Annotated in this window: 15 protein-coding genes; 10 read left to right on the top strand and 5 right to left on the bottom strand. The window is 70.3% G+C overall.

Annotated features, from left to right (window positions below; translation table 11 throughout):
• From trpD to BM424_RS13065, 3 genes are all read right to left on the bottom strand, one after another.
• Positions 1–1,035: an anthranilate phosphoribosyltransferase gene (gene trpD / locus BM424_RS13075; protein WP_425442005.1), complete on the bottom strand. Its 1,035-nt coding sequence runs from the start codon at positions 1,033–1,035 to the stop codon at positions 1–3.
• A 172-nt stretch (positions 1,036–1,207) separates the two neighbouring features.
• Positions 1,208–1,615 (bottom strand): hypothetical protein, encoded by a 408-nt coding sequence (locus BM424_RS13070; protein WP_093416755.1) that lies wholly within the window; start codon positions 1,613–1,615, stop codon positions 1,208–1,210.
• Positions 1,616–1,733: 118 nt separating this feature from the next.
• Entirely contained in the window at positions 1,734–2,171 is a 438-nt protein-coding gene (locus BM424_RS13065) for a hypothetical protein (RefSeq protein WP_245775808.1), read from the bottom strand.
• Between the two features lie 86 nt (positions 2,172–2,257).
• On the opposite strand from BM424_RS13065, the gene ctaE reads away from it, so the two are divergent.
• The 5 genes from ctaE (at position 2,258) to BM424_RS13040 (ending at position 7,057) form a co-directional block, all read left to right on the top strand.
• On the top strand, positions 2,258–2,869 hold the full coding sequence (gene ctaE / locus BM424_RS13060) for an aa3-type cytochrome oxidase subunit III (RefSeq protein ID WP_093416752.1): 612 nt from the start codon (positions 2,258–2,260) through the stop codon (positions 2,867–2,869).
• Positions 2,870–2,957: 88 nt separating this feature from the next.
• Positions 2,958–3,764, top strand: a complete 807-nt coding sequence (qcrC, locus tag BM424_RS13055) for a cytochrome bc1 complex diheme cytochrome c subunit (RefSeq protein WP_093416750.1) — start codon at positions 2,958–2,960, stop codon at positions 3,762–3,764.
• Positions 3,761–4,891, top strand: a complete 1,131-nt coding sequence (gene qcrA, locus BM424_RS13050; RefSeq protein ID WP_093416747.1) for a cytochrome bc1 complex Rieske iron-sulfur subunit — start codon at positions 3,761–3,763, stop codon at positions 4,889–4,891. The genes qcrC and qcrA overlap by 4 nt, the downstream gene beginning before the upstream one ends.
• Positions 4,888–6,540 carry a cytochrome bc1 complex cytochrome b subunit gene (qcrB, locus tag BM424_RS13045; protein ID WP_093416745.1) on the top strand — a complete coding sequence of 551 codons (1,653 nt, stop codon included), beginning with the start codon at positions 4,888–4,890 and terminating at the stop codon, positions 6,538–6,540. Before qcrA ends, qcrB begins: the two co-directional genes overlap by 4 nt.
• Before the next feature lie 91 nt (positions 6,541–6,631).
• A complete protein-coding gene (locus BM424_RS13040) occupies positions 6,632–7,057 on the top strand; it encodes a PPOX class F420-dependent oxidoreductase (RefSeq protein WP_093416743.1) in 426 nt (141 codons plus the stop codon).
• Between the two features lie 88 nt (positions 7,058–7,145).
• On the opposite strand, the gene BM424_RS13035 is transcribed toward BM424_RS13040, so the two are convergent.
• A complete protein-coding gene (locus tag BM424_RS13035) occupies positions 7,146–8,861 on the bottom strand; it encodes a DEDD exonuclease domain-containing protein (protein ID WP_093417082.1) in 1,716 nt (571 codons plus the stop codon).
• Between the two features lie 76 nt (positions 8,862–8,937).
• On the opposite strand from BM424_RS13035, the gene BM424_RS13030 reads away from it, so the two are divergent.
• The 3 genes from BM424_RS13030 to BM424_RS13020 all read left to right on the top strand — a co-directional run bounded on the left by BM424_RS13030 (position 8,938) and on the right by BM424_RS13020 (position 13,117).
• Entirely contained in the window at positions 8,938–10,299 is a 1,362-nt protein-coding gene (locus tag BM424_RS13030) for an NYN domain-containing protein (RefSeq protein ID WP_093416740.1), read from the top strand.
• Between the two features lie 384 nt (positions 10,300–10,683).
• Entirely contained in the window at positions 10,684–11,730 is a 1,047-nt protein-coding gene (locus BM424_RS13025) for a C40 family peptidase (RefSeq protein WP_245775807.1), read from the top strand.
• 97 nt (positions 11,731–11,827) lie between these two features.
• The gene (locus tag BM424_RS13020) at positions 11,828–13,117 is read left to right on the top strand and encodes a hypothetical protein (protein ID WP_245775806.1); all 1,290 of its coding nucleotides are present in this window, start codon (positions 11,828–11,830) and stop codon (positions 13,115–13,117) included.
• Between the two features lie 212 nt (positions 13,118–13,329).
• Here the strand turns inward: BM424_RS13020 and BM424_RS13015 are convergent, their stop codons facing one another.
• The gene (locus BM424_RS13015) at positions 13,330–15,138 is read right to left on the bottom strand and encodes an AMP-dependent synthetase/ligase (RefSeq protein ID WP_093416737.1); all 1,809 of its coding nucleotides are present in this window, start codon (positions 15,136–15,138) and stop codon (positions 13,330–13,332) included.
• A gap of 262 nt (positions 15,139–15,400) precedes the next feature.
• On the opposite strand from BM424_RS13015, the gene BM424_RS13010 reads away from it, so the two are divergent.
• Together BM424_RS13010 and BM424_RS13005 are read left to right on the top strand one after the other, a co-directional pair.
• The gene (locus BM424_RS13010) at positions 15,401–16,189 is read left to right on the top strand and encodes a metallophosphoesterase family protein (protein WP_093416735.1); all 789 of its coding nucleotides are present in this window, start codon (positions 15,401–15,403) and stop codon (positions 16,187–16,189) included.
• A gap of 89 nt (positions 16,190–16,278) precedes the next feature.
• Positions 16,279–16,719: an SRPBCC family protein gene (locus BM424_RS13005; protein ID WP_093416732.1), complete on the top strand. Its 441-nt coding sequence runs from the start codon at positions 16,279–16,281 to the stop codon at positions 16,717–16,719.
• Position 16,720: the final 1 nt, after the last annotated feature.

Genomic DNA, 16,720 nt, shown 5'->3' with positions numbered 1-16,720 from the left:
TCAGCGCAGCTCGGCGCAGAGGGTCGTCCAGCGGTCCAGGAGGGCCGCTGCGGCGCCGGAGTCGACGGCCTCGGCCACCCGGGCCAGACCGGCCTCGAACTGGGTCTGCAGGTCCGGTCCGGGACCGTCGTAGGCGACGCGGGCGCCGGCCGCGTTGAGCAGGACCGCGTCGCGGACGGGTCCCTTCTTCCCGGCCAGCAGGTCGCGCACGACCCGGGCGTTGTCCGCGGCGTCGCCGCCCTGGAGGTCCTCCGCGCGACTGCGGCTGATGCCGAAGTCCTGCGGGTCGAGCACGTCCTCGCGGACCGTGCCGTCGTGGACCACCCAGACCGTGCTGGCGGCCGTGGTGGTGATCTCGTCCATGCCGTCGTCGCCGCGCACCACCAGGGCCGAGTTGCCGCGGGCGGCGAAGACGTCGGCGACCACCGGCGCCATCCGGCGGTCCGCGCAGCCGATCAGGCCGGCGGCCGGGCGGGCCGGGTTGGTCAGCGGGCCGAGCAGGTTGAACGCGGTCGGGATGCCGATCTCGCGGCGCGGCGAACCGGCGTGCTTGAAGCCGGGGTGGAACACCGGCGCGAAGCAGAAGCCGATGCCGACCTCCTCCACGCAGCGGGTCACGTCCCGCGGCGCCAGGTCGATCGCCACGCCGAGCTCTTCGAGCACGTCGGCGGTGCCGCACTTCGAGGAGGCCGCGCGGTTGCCGTGCTTGACGACGGTGACCCCGGAGGCGGCCAGCACGATCGAGGCCATCGTGGAGATGTTCACGCTGCCGCTGCGGTCGCCGCCGGTGCCGACGATGTCCACCGCGCGCTGCGTGATGTCCAGGGTGCGGGCGTGCTGCAGCATCGCGTCGGCCATGCCGCGCACCTCGGAGGGCGTCTCGCCCTTGGCCCGCAGCGCGACCACGAAGCCGGCCACCTGGGCCGGGGTCGCCTCGCCGGACATGATCAGGTCCATGGCCCAGGCGGTGTCCTCCGCGGACAGGTCCGTACCCGCGACCAGGCTGCCCAGCAGCCCTGCCCAACTTCCCGCCATGGTTCCCACGATCTACTCCGTCGGTGTTGCCTGCTCGAAGAAACTACCCTGCCTCCCGCCGCCGCTCCTGATCCGCCGGTTATGGCGTGGATCGCAACGCAGTGACCGGATTTCAGCGGAAATCGGAGTCCCGACCTCCGCTGAAATCCGGTCACCGCGTGCGGAGGTGGGGTCAGGCGGGGACGGGCCTGCCCTGGGTGCGCAGGACCTCGGCGACCGTCTCGGCGGAGGCCAGCGGGTCCAGCGGGTGGACCAGGACGGCGTCGGCCTGGGACCAGGTCGCCAGCCACCGGTCGTCCTTGCGGCGGACCGCGACGACGATCGGCGGGCACTGCGCGATCTCGTTCTTGAGCTGCCGGGAGACGCCCATGCCGCCGGTGGGCTGCGCCTCGCCGTCCAGGATCAGCAGGTCGACCTTGCCCGCGTCGACCTCGCTGAGGACGTCGGCGACGGTGCCCGCCTCGACGTAGTGCAGCCGGTCCAGATCGGGGGCCGGGCGCCGCCCGACGGCGTTGATGATCGCCTCCCGGACCTCGGCGCGGTGGCTGAACACGAGAACGTTCGTTGTTGCGGTGCTCATCACTGGCTCCTCGTCGAGCTGGCGGGACGCCCGCACCCGGTCTGCGCAGCACGGGGTTGACGGGTCCGAATGCTAGCCGCCCGAGCGGGTGTGGCAGTAGTCACCTCGCCGGATTCGATCATTCCGATGCGGGCTGCAGCGCGTCCCAGCCGAAGGCGCCGCCGCCGTGCCGTTGCGCCAGCCCGGCCATCCGGGAGCTCTCCTGTGAGCAATGCAACGCATCCAATCGCTGCACACGGAGCGCGACCAACGGGCGCAATTCGGGCACGGAGAGCTCCTCCGCGCGGCCTCCGGGGCGCACGACCCACTCGTCCTGGGCCAGAACGGCCGTCACCGTGTCGACCACGTCACCCGGAAGTGCCAGGTGGTGCCGCAGCACCGCGGGCGCCTCGGGGTCCCAGCCGGTGGCCCGCTCCAACGCCGTCGAGGCGGGCTCGGTGTCGTCGTAGGACCGCACCACGACCACCAGTTCGGGATCATCGGCGCTGATCACGGGCTTGCGGGAGCCGCGGCGGCCGATTCCGGCGGCGGCCAACAGCGACCGAAGAGTTTTCACGTTGAGTTACCTCCAGATCGCAATCAGATCACCGCGCGGTCGTAGGGGAGGCCCCGAGGGCGCGAGCGGAAAAGCTGCAAGACATAATGCGTCGCGTGACAACGGCAGCGCCCTCAATCAGTCAACGCGTGCACTCGCTGAACCGACCCAACATGGTCAGCGTCGGCACCATCGTTTGGTTGGCCAGCGAGCTGATGTTCTTCGCTGGGCTCTTCGCCATGTTCTTCACGGTGAAGGCGCAGAACGAGGGCGAGTGGCCACCACCGCCCACTCACCTGAACCTCCCGTACGCCCTCCCGTTCACGATCATCCTGGTGGCGTCTTCGTTCACCTGCCAGTGGGGCGTGTTCGCGGCGGAGCGGGGTGACGTCTTCGGTCTCCGCCGGTGGTACGTGATCACGCTGATCATGGGCACGATCTTCGTGCTCGGGCAGGCCGGTGAGTACTACCAGTTGGTCACCGAGCACGCGACCACCATCGCGTCGTCGGCCTACGGAACGGTCTTCTACATGACGACCGGCTTCCACGGGCTGCACGTCATCGGCGGGCTGGTCGCGTTCGTCTTCCTGATCATCCGGACGAAGCTCAGCAAGTTCACGCCGGCCCAAGCCATCGCAGCGATCGTGGTGTCGTACTACTGGCACTTCGTGGACATCGTGTGGATCGGCCTCTTCGCCGTGATCTACCTCGTCCCGTGATCGCTCCTCCAGCGAGGAACCTCGATCGCCCGGCACGAACGAGGCCGAAACGAACACCCCGAACCGGACAGCAAGGGTTGCCGCACTCATGACCACCACTAAGAAACGGAACCGCGCGGGCTCGAAGCTCAAGCGGCGGATCTCCGGTGTACTGGCGCTGGGCATCGCGCTGGTGGGTGCCGGTGGGCTGTACACCGTCGTGACTCCCGAGCCGCAGACCGCGCACGCCGCAGCGGACCCGGCGCTGGTGAGGCAGGGCGAGCAGCTCTACAACAACGCCTGCATCAGCTGCCACGGATCCAACCTGCAAGGCGTGCAGGACCGTGGTCCCAGCCTGACGGGCGTCGGCGAAGCCGCCGTGCACTTCCAGGTCTCCACCGGCCGCATGCCGATGGTCCGCCAGGAGGCGCAGGCCATGCGCAAGCCGCCGAAGTTCAGCCCGGAGGAGATCGACGCGCTGGGCGCTTACGTGCAGACCTACGGCGGTGGGCCGGAGTCGCCGAAGCAGTCCGGCGAGGCGCTGCAGGGCGGTGACCCCGCCCGCGGTGGCGAGCTCTACCGCCTGAACTGCTCCTCCTGCCACAACTTCACCGGGCGCGGCATCGCGATGTCCTCCGGCAAGTTCGCCCCGAACCTGCACGAGGCGACCGAGCAGGACATCTACAACGCGATGCTCACCGGCCCGCAGAACATGCCGAAGTTCTCGGACCGGCAGCTCACCCCGGAAGAGAAGAAAGACATCATCGCCTACGTCAAGTCCGTGACCAACGGGAACAACAACCCGGGCGGCAATGACCTCGGCGGCTACGGGCCGGGACCGGAGACGGTGATCGCCTGGGTCGTGGGACTCGGCGCGCTGATCGGCCTCACCCTGTGGATCGGAGCCAGGGCATGAGTGACCAAGAGAACAAGGACTACACCGAGGCCGAACTGGCCGAGATGAGCCGCGACGAGAAGATGCGCCTGGGCCTGGCCCTGGACGACGTCGAGCTCGTCGAGTACCGGGACAACTGGCCGGTCAAGGGCACCCGCGCCGAGCGCCGGGCGGAGCGCAACGTCGCCGCCTGGTTCGCGCTGGCGGGCCTGTCCGCGCTGGCCTTCATCGCGGTGTTCATCTTCTGGCCGTGGGGCTACCAGCCGCCGAGCGACCCGACGGCGCACTTCATCTACTCGCTGTACAACCCGCTGATCGGTTTCTTCCTCGGCCTGTCGATCCTGGCCGTGGGCATCGGCGTCGTGCAGTACCAGAAGAAGTTCATCCCGCACGAGGTCGCGGTGCAGCAGCGCCACGACGGCCACGGCTCCAGCGAGGTGGACCGGCAGACGACCGCCGCGATCCTGGCCGACGCCGGGGAGCGCAGCGGCATCGCCCGCCGGAAGATGATCACGCGGTCCGCGGGCTTCGGCCTCGGGGCCTTCGGCCTCGGCGCCGGCGTGTTCGCCCTCGGCGGCATGGTGCGCAACCCCTGGTCCGAGGAGGGCCAGGCGTCGCTGCTGCACACCGGCTGGATGCCGGAGCACCCGGGCGAGAAGGTCTACCTGCGGCGCGACACGGGCAACCCGCACGACGTCTCGCTGCTGCGTCCCGAGGACATCGACGCCGGTGGCTTCGAGACCGTCTTCCCGTTCCGCGAGTCCTGGCGGCACAACGAGGAAGAGCTCATCACCTCGATGCGCAAGGGCGACGCGCCGGTCATGCTGATCCGGCTGCGCCCCGGCAGCAAGCCGGTCAAGCGCAAGGGGCAGGAGAACTTCAACTACGGCGACTACTACGCCTACTCGAAGATCTGCACCCACCTGGGCTGCCCGACCTCGCTGTTCGAGCAGCAGACCGGCCGCCTGCTCTGCCCGTGCCACCAGTCGCAGTTCGACGTGGTCAACACCTATGCGAAGCCGGTGTTCGGCCCGGCCACGCGTGCCCTGCCCCAGCTGCCGATCACGGTGGACGAGGACGGCTACTTCGTGGCGAAAGGCGACTTCATCGAGCCCGTCGGTCCGGCGTACTGGGAGCGTAAGTCATGAGTTCGATCACCACGCCCACGAAGGGAGAGAGCAAGCTGTACGGCAAAGTCGCGCACGCCGCCGACGAGCTGGACACGCGCTACCGGCTCGCTCCCGGCATGCGGCGGCAGCTGAACAAGGTCTTCCCGACGCACTGGTCGTTCCTGCTCGGCGAGATCGCGCTCTACACGTTCATCCTGCTGCTGATCACCGGCACGTACCTGGCGTTCTTCTTCGACCCCTCCATGCAGGAGGTCGAGTACCAGGGCGTGTTCACCAACCTGCGCGGCGTGGAGATGTCGCGGGCGTTCGAGAGCGCCCTGGACATCTCCTTCGAGGTCCGCGGCGGTCTGTTCGCCCGCCAGCTGCACCACTGGGCGGCGCTGCTGTTCATGGCGTCGATGGTGGCGCACATGCTGCGCATCTTCTTCACCGGTGCGTTCCGGCGCCCGCGTGAGACGAACTGGATGATCGGCGTCACGCTGTTCATCCTCGGCATGTTCGAGGGCTTCACCGGCTACTCGCTGCCGGACGACCTGCTCTCCGGTACCGGTGTCCGGATCGCCTCCGGCATCGCGATGTCCATCCCGGTGCTGGGCACCTGGGTGCACTGGATCCTGTTCGGCGCCGAGTTCCCCGGCACCGACCTGATCCCGCGGTTCTACCTGTTCCACGTGTTCCTGCTGCCGGGCCTGATCCTGGGTCTGGTCGCGGCGCACCTGGCGCTGGTCTGGTACCAGAAGCACACCCAGTTCCCGGGCGTGAAGCGCACCGAGAGCAACGTGGTCGGCGTCCGGATCATGCCGGTGTTCGCGGTCAAGGCCGGTGCGTTCTTCGCGATGGTCGTCGGCGTCTGCGCGATCATGGCCGGTGTCTTCCAGATCAACCCGATCTGGAACCTGGGCCCGTACATCGCCTCGCAGATCTCCGCCGCGTCGCAGCCCGACTGGTACATGATCTGGACGGACGGTTCGTCGCGTCTGTGGCCGGCCTGGGAGGTCTACCTGGGACCGTTCACGATCCCGGCGGTGTTCTTCCCGACCGTGCTGTTCATGGGCATGATCTTCACGACGGCGATCATGTACCCGGCCATCGAGCGCAAGCTCAGCGGCGACAGCGCGCACCACAACCTGCTGCAGCGTCCGCGCGACAACCCGGTACGCACCTCGCTCGGCGTCATGGCGCTGACGTTCTTCATGGTGCTGATGATCTCCGGTACGAACGACATCATCGCGTTCGAGTTCAACATCTCGCTGAACGCGATGACCTGGGCCGGCCGCATCGGCCTGCTGGTCGCACCGCCGATCGCGTACTGGATCACCTACCGGATGTGCCTGGGTCTGCAGCACAGCGACCGCGAGGTGCTCGACCACGGTGTCGAGACCGGCATCATCAAGCGGCTCCCGCACGGTGAGTTCATCGAGGTCCACCAGCCGCTCGGCCCGGTGGACGACCACGGTCACCCGCACGAGCTCCCGTACCAGGGCGCTCCGGTGCCGAAGAAGATGAACAAGCTGGGTGCCGCCGGCCACCCGGTCGAGGGCAGCCTGCTGCGCCCCGACCCGGCCGACGAGACCGCCGCTCTGGAGCAGGCCCGTCACGACGACGCGGCCCGCGAAGCCGAGGAGCGCGCGCAGCTCGCCGCCGGCAAGTCGCAGTCGGCGGAGTAAGCACTGCGGTCGAAGCGGCCCGGTACCCCGAGAGGGTGCCGGGCCGCTTCGCTGTCGGCGGGGGCCGACGCCGGTCGGTAGCGTCCCGGACATGGCTACGCTGCAGGATCCGAAGGTCCGCGAGTTCCTCTCCCAGGGCACCCGCACCGGGTTGCTCGGTTTCACGGCCGCCGACGGGCGCCCGCTGGTGACGCCGGTGTGGTTCGTCGTCGACGGCGACGTCCTGGTGTTCAACACCGGCAAGGACACCGCCAAGGGCAAGTCGATCCTCCGCGACCCGCGGCTCGCGCTGTGCGTCGACCTGCCCCAGCCGCCGTTCGCCTTCGTCCAGGTCCAGGGCACGGCGGAGATCTCGGAGGATCCCCAGGACCTCGTCGACACGGCCACCGCGATCGCCGCCCGCTACATGGGCCCGGACAAGGCCGAGGAGTTCGGCCGCCGCAACGGAGTCCCGGGCGAACTCGTCGTCCGCCTCCGCCCCACCAAGATCAACGCAGCCTTCGACATGACCGCCTGACCCCGTCCCCGGGTCAAATACCGCAGGATTCGACCGGTCAAAAACCGCAGGATTCGACCGGTCAAAAACTGCGGTATTTGACCCGGGGTCAGTCGACGGCGGCGTAGGGGGTTCTGCCGGTGGTGGCCTTGTCGAGCCAGGTGCGCCAGGTGGCGGCGGCTGAGGCCGGTTCGGTCCAGGGCGTGGTGGTGCGGACGAGGCGGGTACCGCCGGTGGTGAGCCAGCGGTAGAGGACCCGGGTCTCGTCGGCGGTGGCGCCGTGGAGGGGACCTGGGCCGTCCAGGACGGTTTCGGCCGAGGCCTGGAGCATGTCGACGACCGGCATCGGCGGGACGCCTCGGCGGGCGACTCCGGCGGAGGCGAGGCGGCCGTGACGGATGACCGCCAGGTGCCAGCCGCGACGCCCGTCCGGGCGGGCCGCGACCAGTTCCGGGATCGAGGCGAGCGCGGACAGCCGCTGGCCGCGGTCGAGCGACCGGACCAGGTCGGCGAGCCGGTCGCGGTGGGCGGCGGCGTCCTCGAAGCGCTCGGTGTCGGACAGCCGCTGCAGCTCCTCGCGCAGCCGCTCCAGCAGGTCCCCGCTGCGCCCGCGGATGACGTCGCGGATCGCGACCACCTCGGGCTCGTAGTCCTCGGCGCTCTGCAACCCGGCGCAGGGAGCGCCGCAGCGCCCCAGCTCGTGCAGCGCGCACGGGCGGAGGAGCTTGCGGGGCGAGAGCCGGTCGGTGCAGCGCCGCACGAGCGTCGCCGACTGCAGCGCCTCCACGGCGGCGCTCGCGGCGTGCCGGGACCCGAACGGTCCCAGCGCGTCCTCGCGCGGGGTGCGCACGATCGACAGCCTCGGGAACGCCTCGTCGGTGAGCACCACCCACCACGCGCGCTGCGGGAACTTCGAGCGCCGGTTGTAGCGGGGCTGGTGCGCCGAGAGCAGCCGCAGCTCGCGGACCTCGGCTTCCAGCGGGTGCGCGCACTCGACGTGGTCGACGCGCTCGGCGATGCCGACCATCTCCTTGACCCGCGCCCGGCGTTCGCCCGCGGTGAAGTACTGCCGGACCCGGCGCCGCAGGTCGGAGGCGGTGCCGACGTAGAGGACCTCGTCGTTGGGCCCCCGGAAGAGGTACACGCCCGGCGAGTTGGGCAGCGCGTCGGCGAGCCCGCGCTTGCGCTTCTGCTGCGGGGTGACGTCGGGCAGGTGCCCGAGCAGGTCCTCCAGGGTGCGCACGCCGAGCGGGCCGACGCGTTCCAGCAGCGAGTGCAGCACGTCGACGGTGGCGCGGGCGTCGTCGAGCGCCCGGTGCACCGGCTGGGTGCGCGCGCCCAGGACGCGGGCGAGGGTGCCGAGCTTGTGGTTGGGCGTCTCGTCGCGGGTCAGCACCCGGCGCGCGAGCCGCACGGTGTCGACGACCTGCGGTTTCGGCCACTCCAGCCCGAGCTTCTGGCAGCCGGCGCGCAGGAACCCGATGTCGAACGGCGCGTTGTGGGCGACCAGCACCGCGCCCCGGCAGAACTCCAGGAACGCGGGCAGCACGCTGTCCCAGCGCGGGGCGTCGTGCACCATCGCCTCGGTGATGCCGGTGATCGACACGACGGCGGGCGGGATGCCGCGCTCGGGGTTCACCAGGGTGGCGAACTCGCCGAGCACCTCTCCGCCGCGGACCTTCACCGCGCCGATCTCGGTGACCGCGTCGCCCTCCCGATCACCCCCGGTGGTCTCCAGGTCGACCACCACGAACGTCGCTGCGTGCAGCGGGATTTCGTCGCTGACGGCGATTTCGTCGAAGCTGAGCTGGCGGTGCGCGGACATCATCGGCACGTTACGTCCTCCTACCGACAACGCGGCGGTGGCACGGGTGGGGGACCGCGACGATTAGCCTGGGGGGATGGCGACGGCGAGTTCGGGACCGGACGGTCCCACCCCTGAGGAGTCCGCTGTGGACGGTGCACAGCGGACCTCCGGTGCCGCGCCTGTCGACGTCGACGACCTGCCGCCGCCGTTGCGCGCGCGCCTGGCCGATCTGGCCGCCGGGGCGCTCGACGAGATGCGCCCGTCGGACGTGCCGACGGCGCTGCGGCCGGTGGTGCGCTTCGCCCCGGCCAAGCGCGCCAAGCTGGGCCAGCCCGCGCTGCTGGCGGCGTTGCGCGACTCGTCGGTGTTCCGGACGTCGGTGCTGGACTGGTGCCGTCACCACCGGCCGGACGCGCTGTCGTTGCAGGACCCGGATCCGGTGGTGGTCGGGGCCGCGGCGGTGTTGCAGGGCGCCGCGATCGCGCCGCACTACGTGGAGCTGATCGGGTTCCGCAGCGAGCAGGGGCAGCTGCGGGCCGAGCGGGATTCGGCGCTGGCCAAGGTCGAGCGCCTGACCGCGGAGGTCGAGCGGCTCAAGGGCGAGCTGGCCGAGGCCCGGGAGTCGGCGGATCAGGCCGCGGGCAACGAGGAGGCCGACCGGCTGCGCAAGCGCCTGCGCGAGCAGGGAATGCGGTTGCGGGAGGCCAAGGACGCCGCCGAGGCGGCGCGCGAGGAGCTCGACCGGGCGCGCGCGGACCGCGAGTCGGCGATCGCCGAGATCGCCGCCGAGCGGGACCGGGAGCGGGAACGCGCGCGGGAGGACCGGCAGCGCGCCGATCGTGCCGCCGCCGAGGTGCAGGTGGCGCGGGAGAGCGCCCGCGAGGCCCGGCAGGGCGACGAGGTCCGGCTGGCGCTGCTGCTGGAGACCTTGGAGGGGGCGGTCGGCGGACTGCGCCGGGAGCTGGGTGCTTCGGGGTCGGGTCCGCGCCCGGCCGACGTGGTGCAGCGGGTGCGGGAGCAGTCCGCGGTCGCCGGTGCGGTGGCGGACGTGGCCGCGCTGGACCGGCTGCTGGGCCTGCGCGCGGTGCACCTGATCGTCGACGGCTACAACGTCACCAAGACCGGGTACCCGGAGCTGCCGCTGGCCGATCAGCGGGACCGGCTGGGGCACCAGCTCGCCGCGCTGGCCGCGCGCACGGGGGCCGAGGTCACGCTGGTCTTCGACGGAGCGGACGTGCTGGCGGTGCCGACGGCCGGGCCGCGCGGGGTGCGGGTCCTGTTCAGCGAGTCGGGCGTGCAGGCCGATGACGTGATCCGCGATCTGGTCGCGGCCGAGCCGGAGGGCAGGCAGGTCGTGGTCGCCACCTCGGATCGGGCGGTGGTGACCTCGGTGCAGCGGCGCGGCGCGTACGCGGTGTCCTCGGCGATGTTGCTGGCGCGGTTGAACAGGGTCTGACCGTTCGCCGATCGAACGGACCGCCTGGCGATGGCCGTGATGTGGCGGAAGTCATAGTGGATCACTCGCGCACGCTCCGTATCCCGAAGGTGGGCGTGTTGTCCTCACCGGTCCAGGTGATAAGTCCGAATGATCCGTCACGGTGAGCGAGCAACTATCCTCCGTTAGGGGAGATCAGGCGCGCTCAGCAGAAAACAGGACCCGCGTATAGACGTGCGGCTTCACCTTTCGTAACCTACCTGAGTCCTCGTGGCGATCAGTCGCTCAGACCGGGCGACACGCGAGGCGCCGCTGATTCGGTTTTGTCGGGGGAACCGGGCCGCGTTCCAGCGGGATTTCCGCGCGCGGTCAGGCGGTCGGACGCATGAAGGAGCTGTGCGCGACGTGGCGTCGCACGGAATCAAGCGCTCATTGCGAGGTGCCCTGGCCGCAACCGCGGTCGCAGCCGTCGTCGGCATGACCTCCGGCGGAGCCGCCCTCGCCGATCCGCCCCTCCCGAACACCGCCTCGGAAGCGGCCAAGCAGGTCCGCGAGCTCCAGCACCAGGCTGAGCAGCTCACCGAGGAGAAGAAGAAGGCCGAGGACGACCACGAGGCCAAGAAGGCCGAACTGGCGCGCTCCGAGGCGCAGGCCGCGCAGGCCGAGCAGGTCGCCAACCAGGCCCGCGGCGAGGAGGAGAAGTTCCGCGGCCAGGTCGACAAGCTGACCCACGCCTCCTACCAGGGCGCGCGGATGAGCAAGCTCTCCGCGCTGCTGGTGAGCGAGACCCCGGACGACTTCCTCGACCGCGCCTCCGCGCTGGACGCGCTGGCCAAGGACAACAACGACGCGGTCAAGGCGCTGGCGGCGGCCACGCACCAGGCCGAGGCGGCCGAGCGCACGGCCAAGGACGCGCGCAACCGCGCCGCGCAGGCCGAGCAGGACGCCGCGCGCATCTCCGAGGACCTGAAGAACAAGTCCAAGGCGATGCAGGACCAGATCGACAAGGTCGAGGAGAAGTACGCCGAGCTCAGCGGCACCGACCGCGACTCGCTGATCTCCGACGGCGACACCGGTGTCGGCTCCATCGCCGGCGCCGGCGCGGCGATCGAGGCCGTCAACGCCGCGCTGAGCAAGCAGGGCGCCTCCTACGTCTGGGGCGCCAAGGGCCCGAGCACCTTCGACTGCTCCGGCCTGATGCAGTGGGCCTACAAGCAGGCCGGCGTGAGCATCGGCGGTTCCACCAAGACCCAGGTCACCGAGGGCAAGTCGGTGTCGGCGAGCCAGCTCAAGCCGGGCGACCTGATCTTCTACTACAGCCCGGTCAGCCACGTGTCGATGTACATCGGCAACGGCAAGGCCGTGCACGCCCCGACCTCGGGCGACGTGGTCAAGGTCAGCGACTACAAGAAGATCGGCAACGTGACCGCGATCCGTCGCGTCGCGGGCTGATCCAGCACTCCTTCGGGGCCGGTGCCTTCGGGTACCGGCCCCGTCGCGTTTCCGGGCCACGTCGACCCCGGTGATGATCGGACTTACGATGCGAGCCGTGTCTTCGACCGGGAAAGCGCGCGGCTGGCTGGTGCTCGCCGCGTCGGCCGCGATGCTCGGCGGGCTCGCGCTCGTCGGCCTTCCCGAACCGGCCCCGGTCGCGCCGCGGCCCGCCCCGGCCGAGCACGCGGGTCTGGCGGCCCGGCTTCCCGCCCCTGAGATCGCCGTGCGCGAGCTGCTGGCCCGCCGGGAGGACGCGATCCGCAGCGGCGACGAAGCGGCCTTCGCGGCCACCGTGGACCCCGAGGCGCCTGCCGAGTTCCAGCAGCGGCAGATGCAGCTGTTCCACAACCTGCAGACGGTTCCGCTGACGTCGTTCTCCTATCGCCTCGACGGCGGTTCGCTGCCGCACGCCCCGGTGCCCGCCGCCGACGGGGTGCTGGCGTCCCGGGTGATGCTGCGGTACGCGCTGTCCGGCGCGGACTCGGTGCCGACCGAGCGCCCGCAGGGCTACCTGTTCGCCCGGCGGGGCCCGTCCTGGTACCTCGCCGAGGACACCGGCGTCGTGCCCGACGCCTGGCGCGGGCCGTGGGACTTCGGGCCCTGCCAGGTGCGGCGCACCGATCGCGGGCTGGTCGTCGGCCACGACGCGAAGGCCGTGGACCGGGTGGCGGCGCAGCTGGACTCGACGGTCGCCGACGTCACCGAGGTGTGGGGGAGCGGCTGGGCGCAGCGGGTGGGCGTGCTGGTGCCCGGTTCGCAGGAGGAGCTGCGGTCGCTGGTGGGACCGGAGTTCGCCGTCGACGGCATCGCCGGGGTGGCGGTCGCCGATCTGGTGGACACCCGGACGAAGCGGGTGGAGGGCGCCCGGGTGGTGCTCACCCCGCGCACCTCGGAGGAGCTGCCGGACGTGGCGCTGGGCGTGGTGCTGCGGCACGAGATCACCCACGTCGCGGCCCGCGCGGTCACCGCCGACGGCGCTCCGATGTGGATGCTGGAGGGTTTCCCGGACTACGTCGGCTACCGCAAGAGCGGGCTGACGCCGCGTGAGATCGCCCCGGAACTGGCCCGCGTGGTCCGCGAGGTCGGCCCGCCGCTGCGGTTGCCCACCAACGCCGAGTTCCACCAGTCCGGAAGCCGCCTGGACCTCACCTACCAGCAGTCCTGGTCGGTGGTGGAGTACCTGTCCCGGCGCATCGGCGAGGACCGCCTCATCGACCTCTACCGCCGCATCGCCGCGGCCACCACACCGGAGGCCGCGGAATCAGCCCTCGTGGACACGACCGGCCTCACCAGCCCCCAACTCCTCCAAGCCTGGGGCCAAGACCTCCCCCACACCCTCACCTGACCCGCACCCGCTCCCGCGCGGACTCCTCGATCAGATCCCTCCGCACGCACGAAAACGGCGGCACGACCCCGGGAATCAACCCGGTGATCGCACCGCCGAAGTTCACCCGAACCGGCCCCTCAAGTCAAATACCGCAGTATTCGACCGGTCAAAAACCGCGGTATTCGACGCGACGAATACCGCGGTTTTCGACCGGGGGTCCGTCGGTGGGGTTAGGAGTAGATGGCCTCGATGTCGGCCGCGTGGTTCTCGGCGACCTTGTTGCGCTTGAGCTTCATGCTCGGCGTGAGCTCGCCGGTGGCCTCGGTGAAGTCCTCGGTGAGGATGCGGAACTGCTTGATCGCCTCCGCCCGCGAGACCGCCTTGTTGGCCTCGTCGACCGCGCCCTGGACCTCGGCCCGCAGGGTCGGGTCGTTGACCAGCTCGGACATCGGCGTGTCGGCCGGACGGCCGTTGTTGGCCAGCCAGGACGGCACGAACTCCGGGTCCAGCGTGATCAGCACGCCGATGAACGGCTTCTGGTCGCCGACCACCATGCACTGGCTGATCAGCGGGTGGGAGCGCAGCGCGTCCTCCAGCACGGCCGGGGCGACGTTCTTGCCGCCCGCGGTGACGATGATCTCCTTCTTCCGGCCGGTGATGCGCAGGTAACCCTCGTCGTCCAGGGAACCCAGGTCGCCGGTGTGGAACCAGCCGTCCTCGATGGACTCCTTGGTGGCGGTCGGGTTGTTCCAGTACTCCTTGAACACCACGTCGCCCTTGATCAGCACCTCGCCGTCCTCGGCGATGCGGATCGTGGTGCCGGCCAGCGGGCGGCCGACGGTGCCGACCTTGAAGCCGTCCTCGACGTTGACCGCGGCGGCCGCGGTGGTCTCGGTCAGGCCGTAGCCCTCCAGCACCGGCACGCCGACACCGCGGAAGAAGTGCGCGAGCCGCTCGCCCAGCGGAGCACCGCCGGACACCGCCGCGATGCAGCGGCCGCCCAGCGCGGCGCGCAGCTTGCCGTAGACGAGCTTGTTGAACACCGCGTGCTTGATCTTGAGGCCGAGCCCGGCGCCGCCGGCGTCCAGCGCCTTGGAGTACTGGACCGCGGTCTCCTCGGCGGCGTCGAAGATCTTGCCCTTGCCGTCGCCGTGGGCCTTCTGCTTGGCGGTGTTGTAGACCTTCTCGAACACGCGCGGCACGGCCAGCACGAACGTCGGCCGGAACGAGCCGAGGTCGTTGATCAGGTCCTTGACGTCCGGGGTGTGGCCGAGGGTGACCTTGCCGTAGATGCACATGATGGTGATCGCGCGGGCGAGCACGTGCGCCATCGGCAGGAACATCAGCAGCGAGTTGCCCGGCTTGGTCAGCTGCGGGAACGCGTCGATGTCGGCTCGCACCTCGGCGAGCATGTTGCGGTGGGTCAGCACGCAGCCCTTGGGGCGGCCGGTGGTGCCCGAGGTGTAGATGAGCGTCGCCGGGTTCTCGGCGTTGACCGCCTTGCGGCGCTCGTGCACCTGCTGGTCGGAGACCTCGGCGCCGAGGGCGGTGAGCTCGTCGACGGCGCCGGCCGCGCCGCCGCTGGTCGGGCCCTCGATCTGCCACACGTGGCGCACCTCGGAGAGGCGGTCGATCACCTTGTCGACCTCGGCGCGGTGGGTCTCGGTCTCCACGATGGCCGCCGTCGCGCCGGAGTCGGTGAGGATCCACTCGGCCTGGTCGGACGAGGAGGTTTCGTAGATCGGGACTGTGACGCAGCCGACAGTCCAGATCGCGAAGTCCAGCAGCGTCCACTCGTAGCGGGTGCGGGACATCAGCCCCACCCGGTCGCCGGGTTCCAGCCCGGCTGCGATCAGGCCCTTGGCCACGGCCAGGACCTGCGCGGCGAAGTCGGCGGCGGTGACGTCGACCCAGGTGCCGTCCACCCGGCGGCGGAAGCTCACCGTGCTCCCGAAACGCTCCGCGTTGGCCCACACCATGTCGGTGAGGTTCTCGTCCTCTGCCACTGTCGTAGTGGCGGGTGCGCTGAACTCTCGCACGTCGAAACCTCCGGGAAAAAAGCCTGTCTAGTGGGCACAACCTAACGCTGATAGTTACTGGGCGGTAGCCCCCGTTATCTCAGGCCACACCAGCGGCCACAGCCTAGACCTCGCGGATTCGGATGATCGCCCACCGGTCACCGGCGTCACACATGCCGACGACCGGGCGGGCACGAACAAGTGCACTACGGGCGATGCGATCCGGCACCTCGGCGGATTAGGTTCGGGGGAGGCCCGTCGTCGGAAAAAAAAGGGGTTGAGGTTGCGCGTTCACGTCGTGACGGACGTTCACGGAAACGTCGAGGCGTTGAAACGCGCCGGGGACGGGGCCGACGCGCTGGTGGTGCTCGGCGACCTGATCGACTTCGTCGACTACCACGACCACGGCAACGGGATCCTCGGCCGGATCTTCGGCGCGGAGAAGGTCGCGCGGTTCGCCGAGCTGCGGCGCAGCCGTCGCGGACCGGAGTTCGGGGCCTACATCCGCTCGCTGTGGGCGAGCCTGACCGACCCGGCCGAGACGATCACCGAGGCGGTGCGCGAGCAGTACGCGGAGCTGTTCGGCGCGATGACCGCGCCCACCTACGCCACGCCCGGCAACGTCGACGCGCCGCACCTGTGGCCGGAGTTTGCCAACGAGGGCGTCCGGGTCTTCGACGGCGAGACCGTCGAGATCGGCGGGCTGACCTTCGGCTTCGTCGGCGGCGTCCGGCTGCCGGAGGGGGCGAGGCTGCGCACCCACTCGGCGTGGGTGCCCTACCTGCGCGTCGCCGAGGAGTACGACGCGGCGGTCGCCGGGCTGCCGCCGGTGGACGTGCTGTGCACGCACCAGCCGCCCGCCGTGCCGGAGCTGACCTACGACGTCGTCGCGCGCAACCAGGAGGCCGGTGCGCCCAGCGTCCTGGAGCGCATCCGCGCTGATCAGCCGCGGTGGTCGCTGTTCGGGCACGTGCACCAGCCGCTGTCGCAGCGGATGCGGATCGGGCTCACCGAGTGCGTCAACGCCGGGCACTTCAAGCGGACGGGGACGCCGTACGTGCTGCGGTGGTGATGCCCCTCGGGGAGGTGAGTTTCGCGGACTTCGCAGAAACCTTGCTCCTCGTTGACGTCGCGCCGGGGGCTACCCGGTAACCTGCGCGCATGGTCGATCAGTCCACCCAGTCCATCGAGATCGAAGCCCCCGCTGCGCGGATCATGGCGGTCATCGCGGATTTCCCGGCGTATCCGGAGTGGGCGGAAGCGGTCAAGGAGACCGAGGTGCTCTCCGAGGACTCCGCGGGCAACGCCGAGCGGGTCCGGTTCGTGCTGGACGCGGGCGTGGTCAAGGACACCTACACCAACGTCTACGACTGGGCGGCCGACGGCCTGTCGGTGAGCTGGGAGCTGACCGAGGGCCAGGTGCAGAAGGCCCAGCAGGGCAGCTACACGCTCAAGCCGCTCGGCGACGAGCGCACCGAGGTGACCTACAGCCTCGCGGTGACGCTGGCGATCCCGATGATCGGCATGTTCCGCCGCAAGGCCGAGAAGATGATCATGGATACGGCGCTCAAGGAGCTCAAGCGCCGCGTGGAAGCGAAATAGA

It is taken from the genome of Saccharopolyspora flava (genome assembly GCF_900116135.1).
Classification (GTDB): Bacteria; Actinomycetota; Actinomycetes; order Mycobacteriales; family Pseudonocardiaceae; genus Saccharopolyspora; species Saccharopolyspora flava.
Note: the sequence above shows the minus strand (reverse complement) of the source record. Positions and strands in the feature narration are given on the sequence as shown.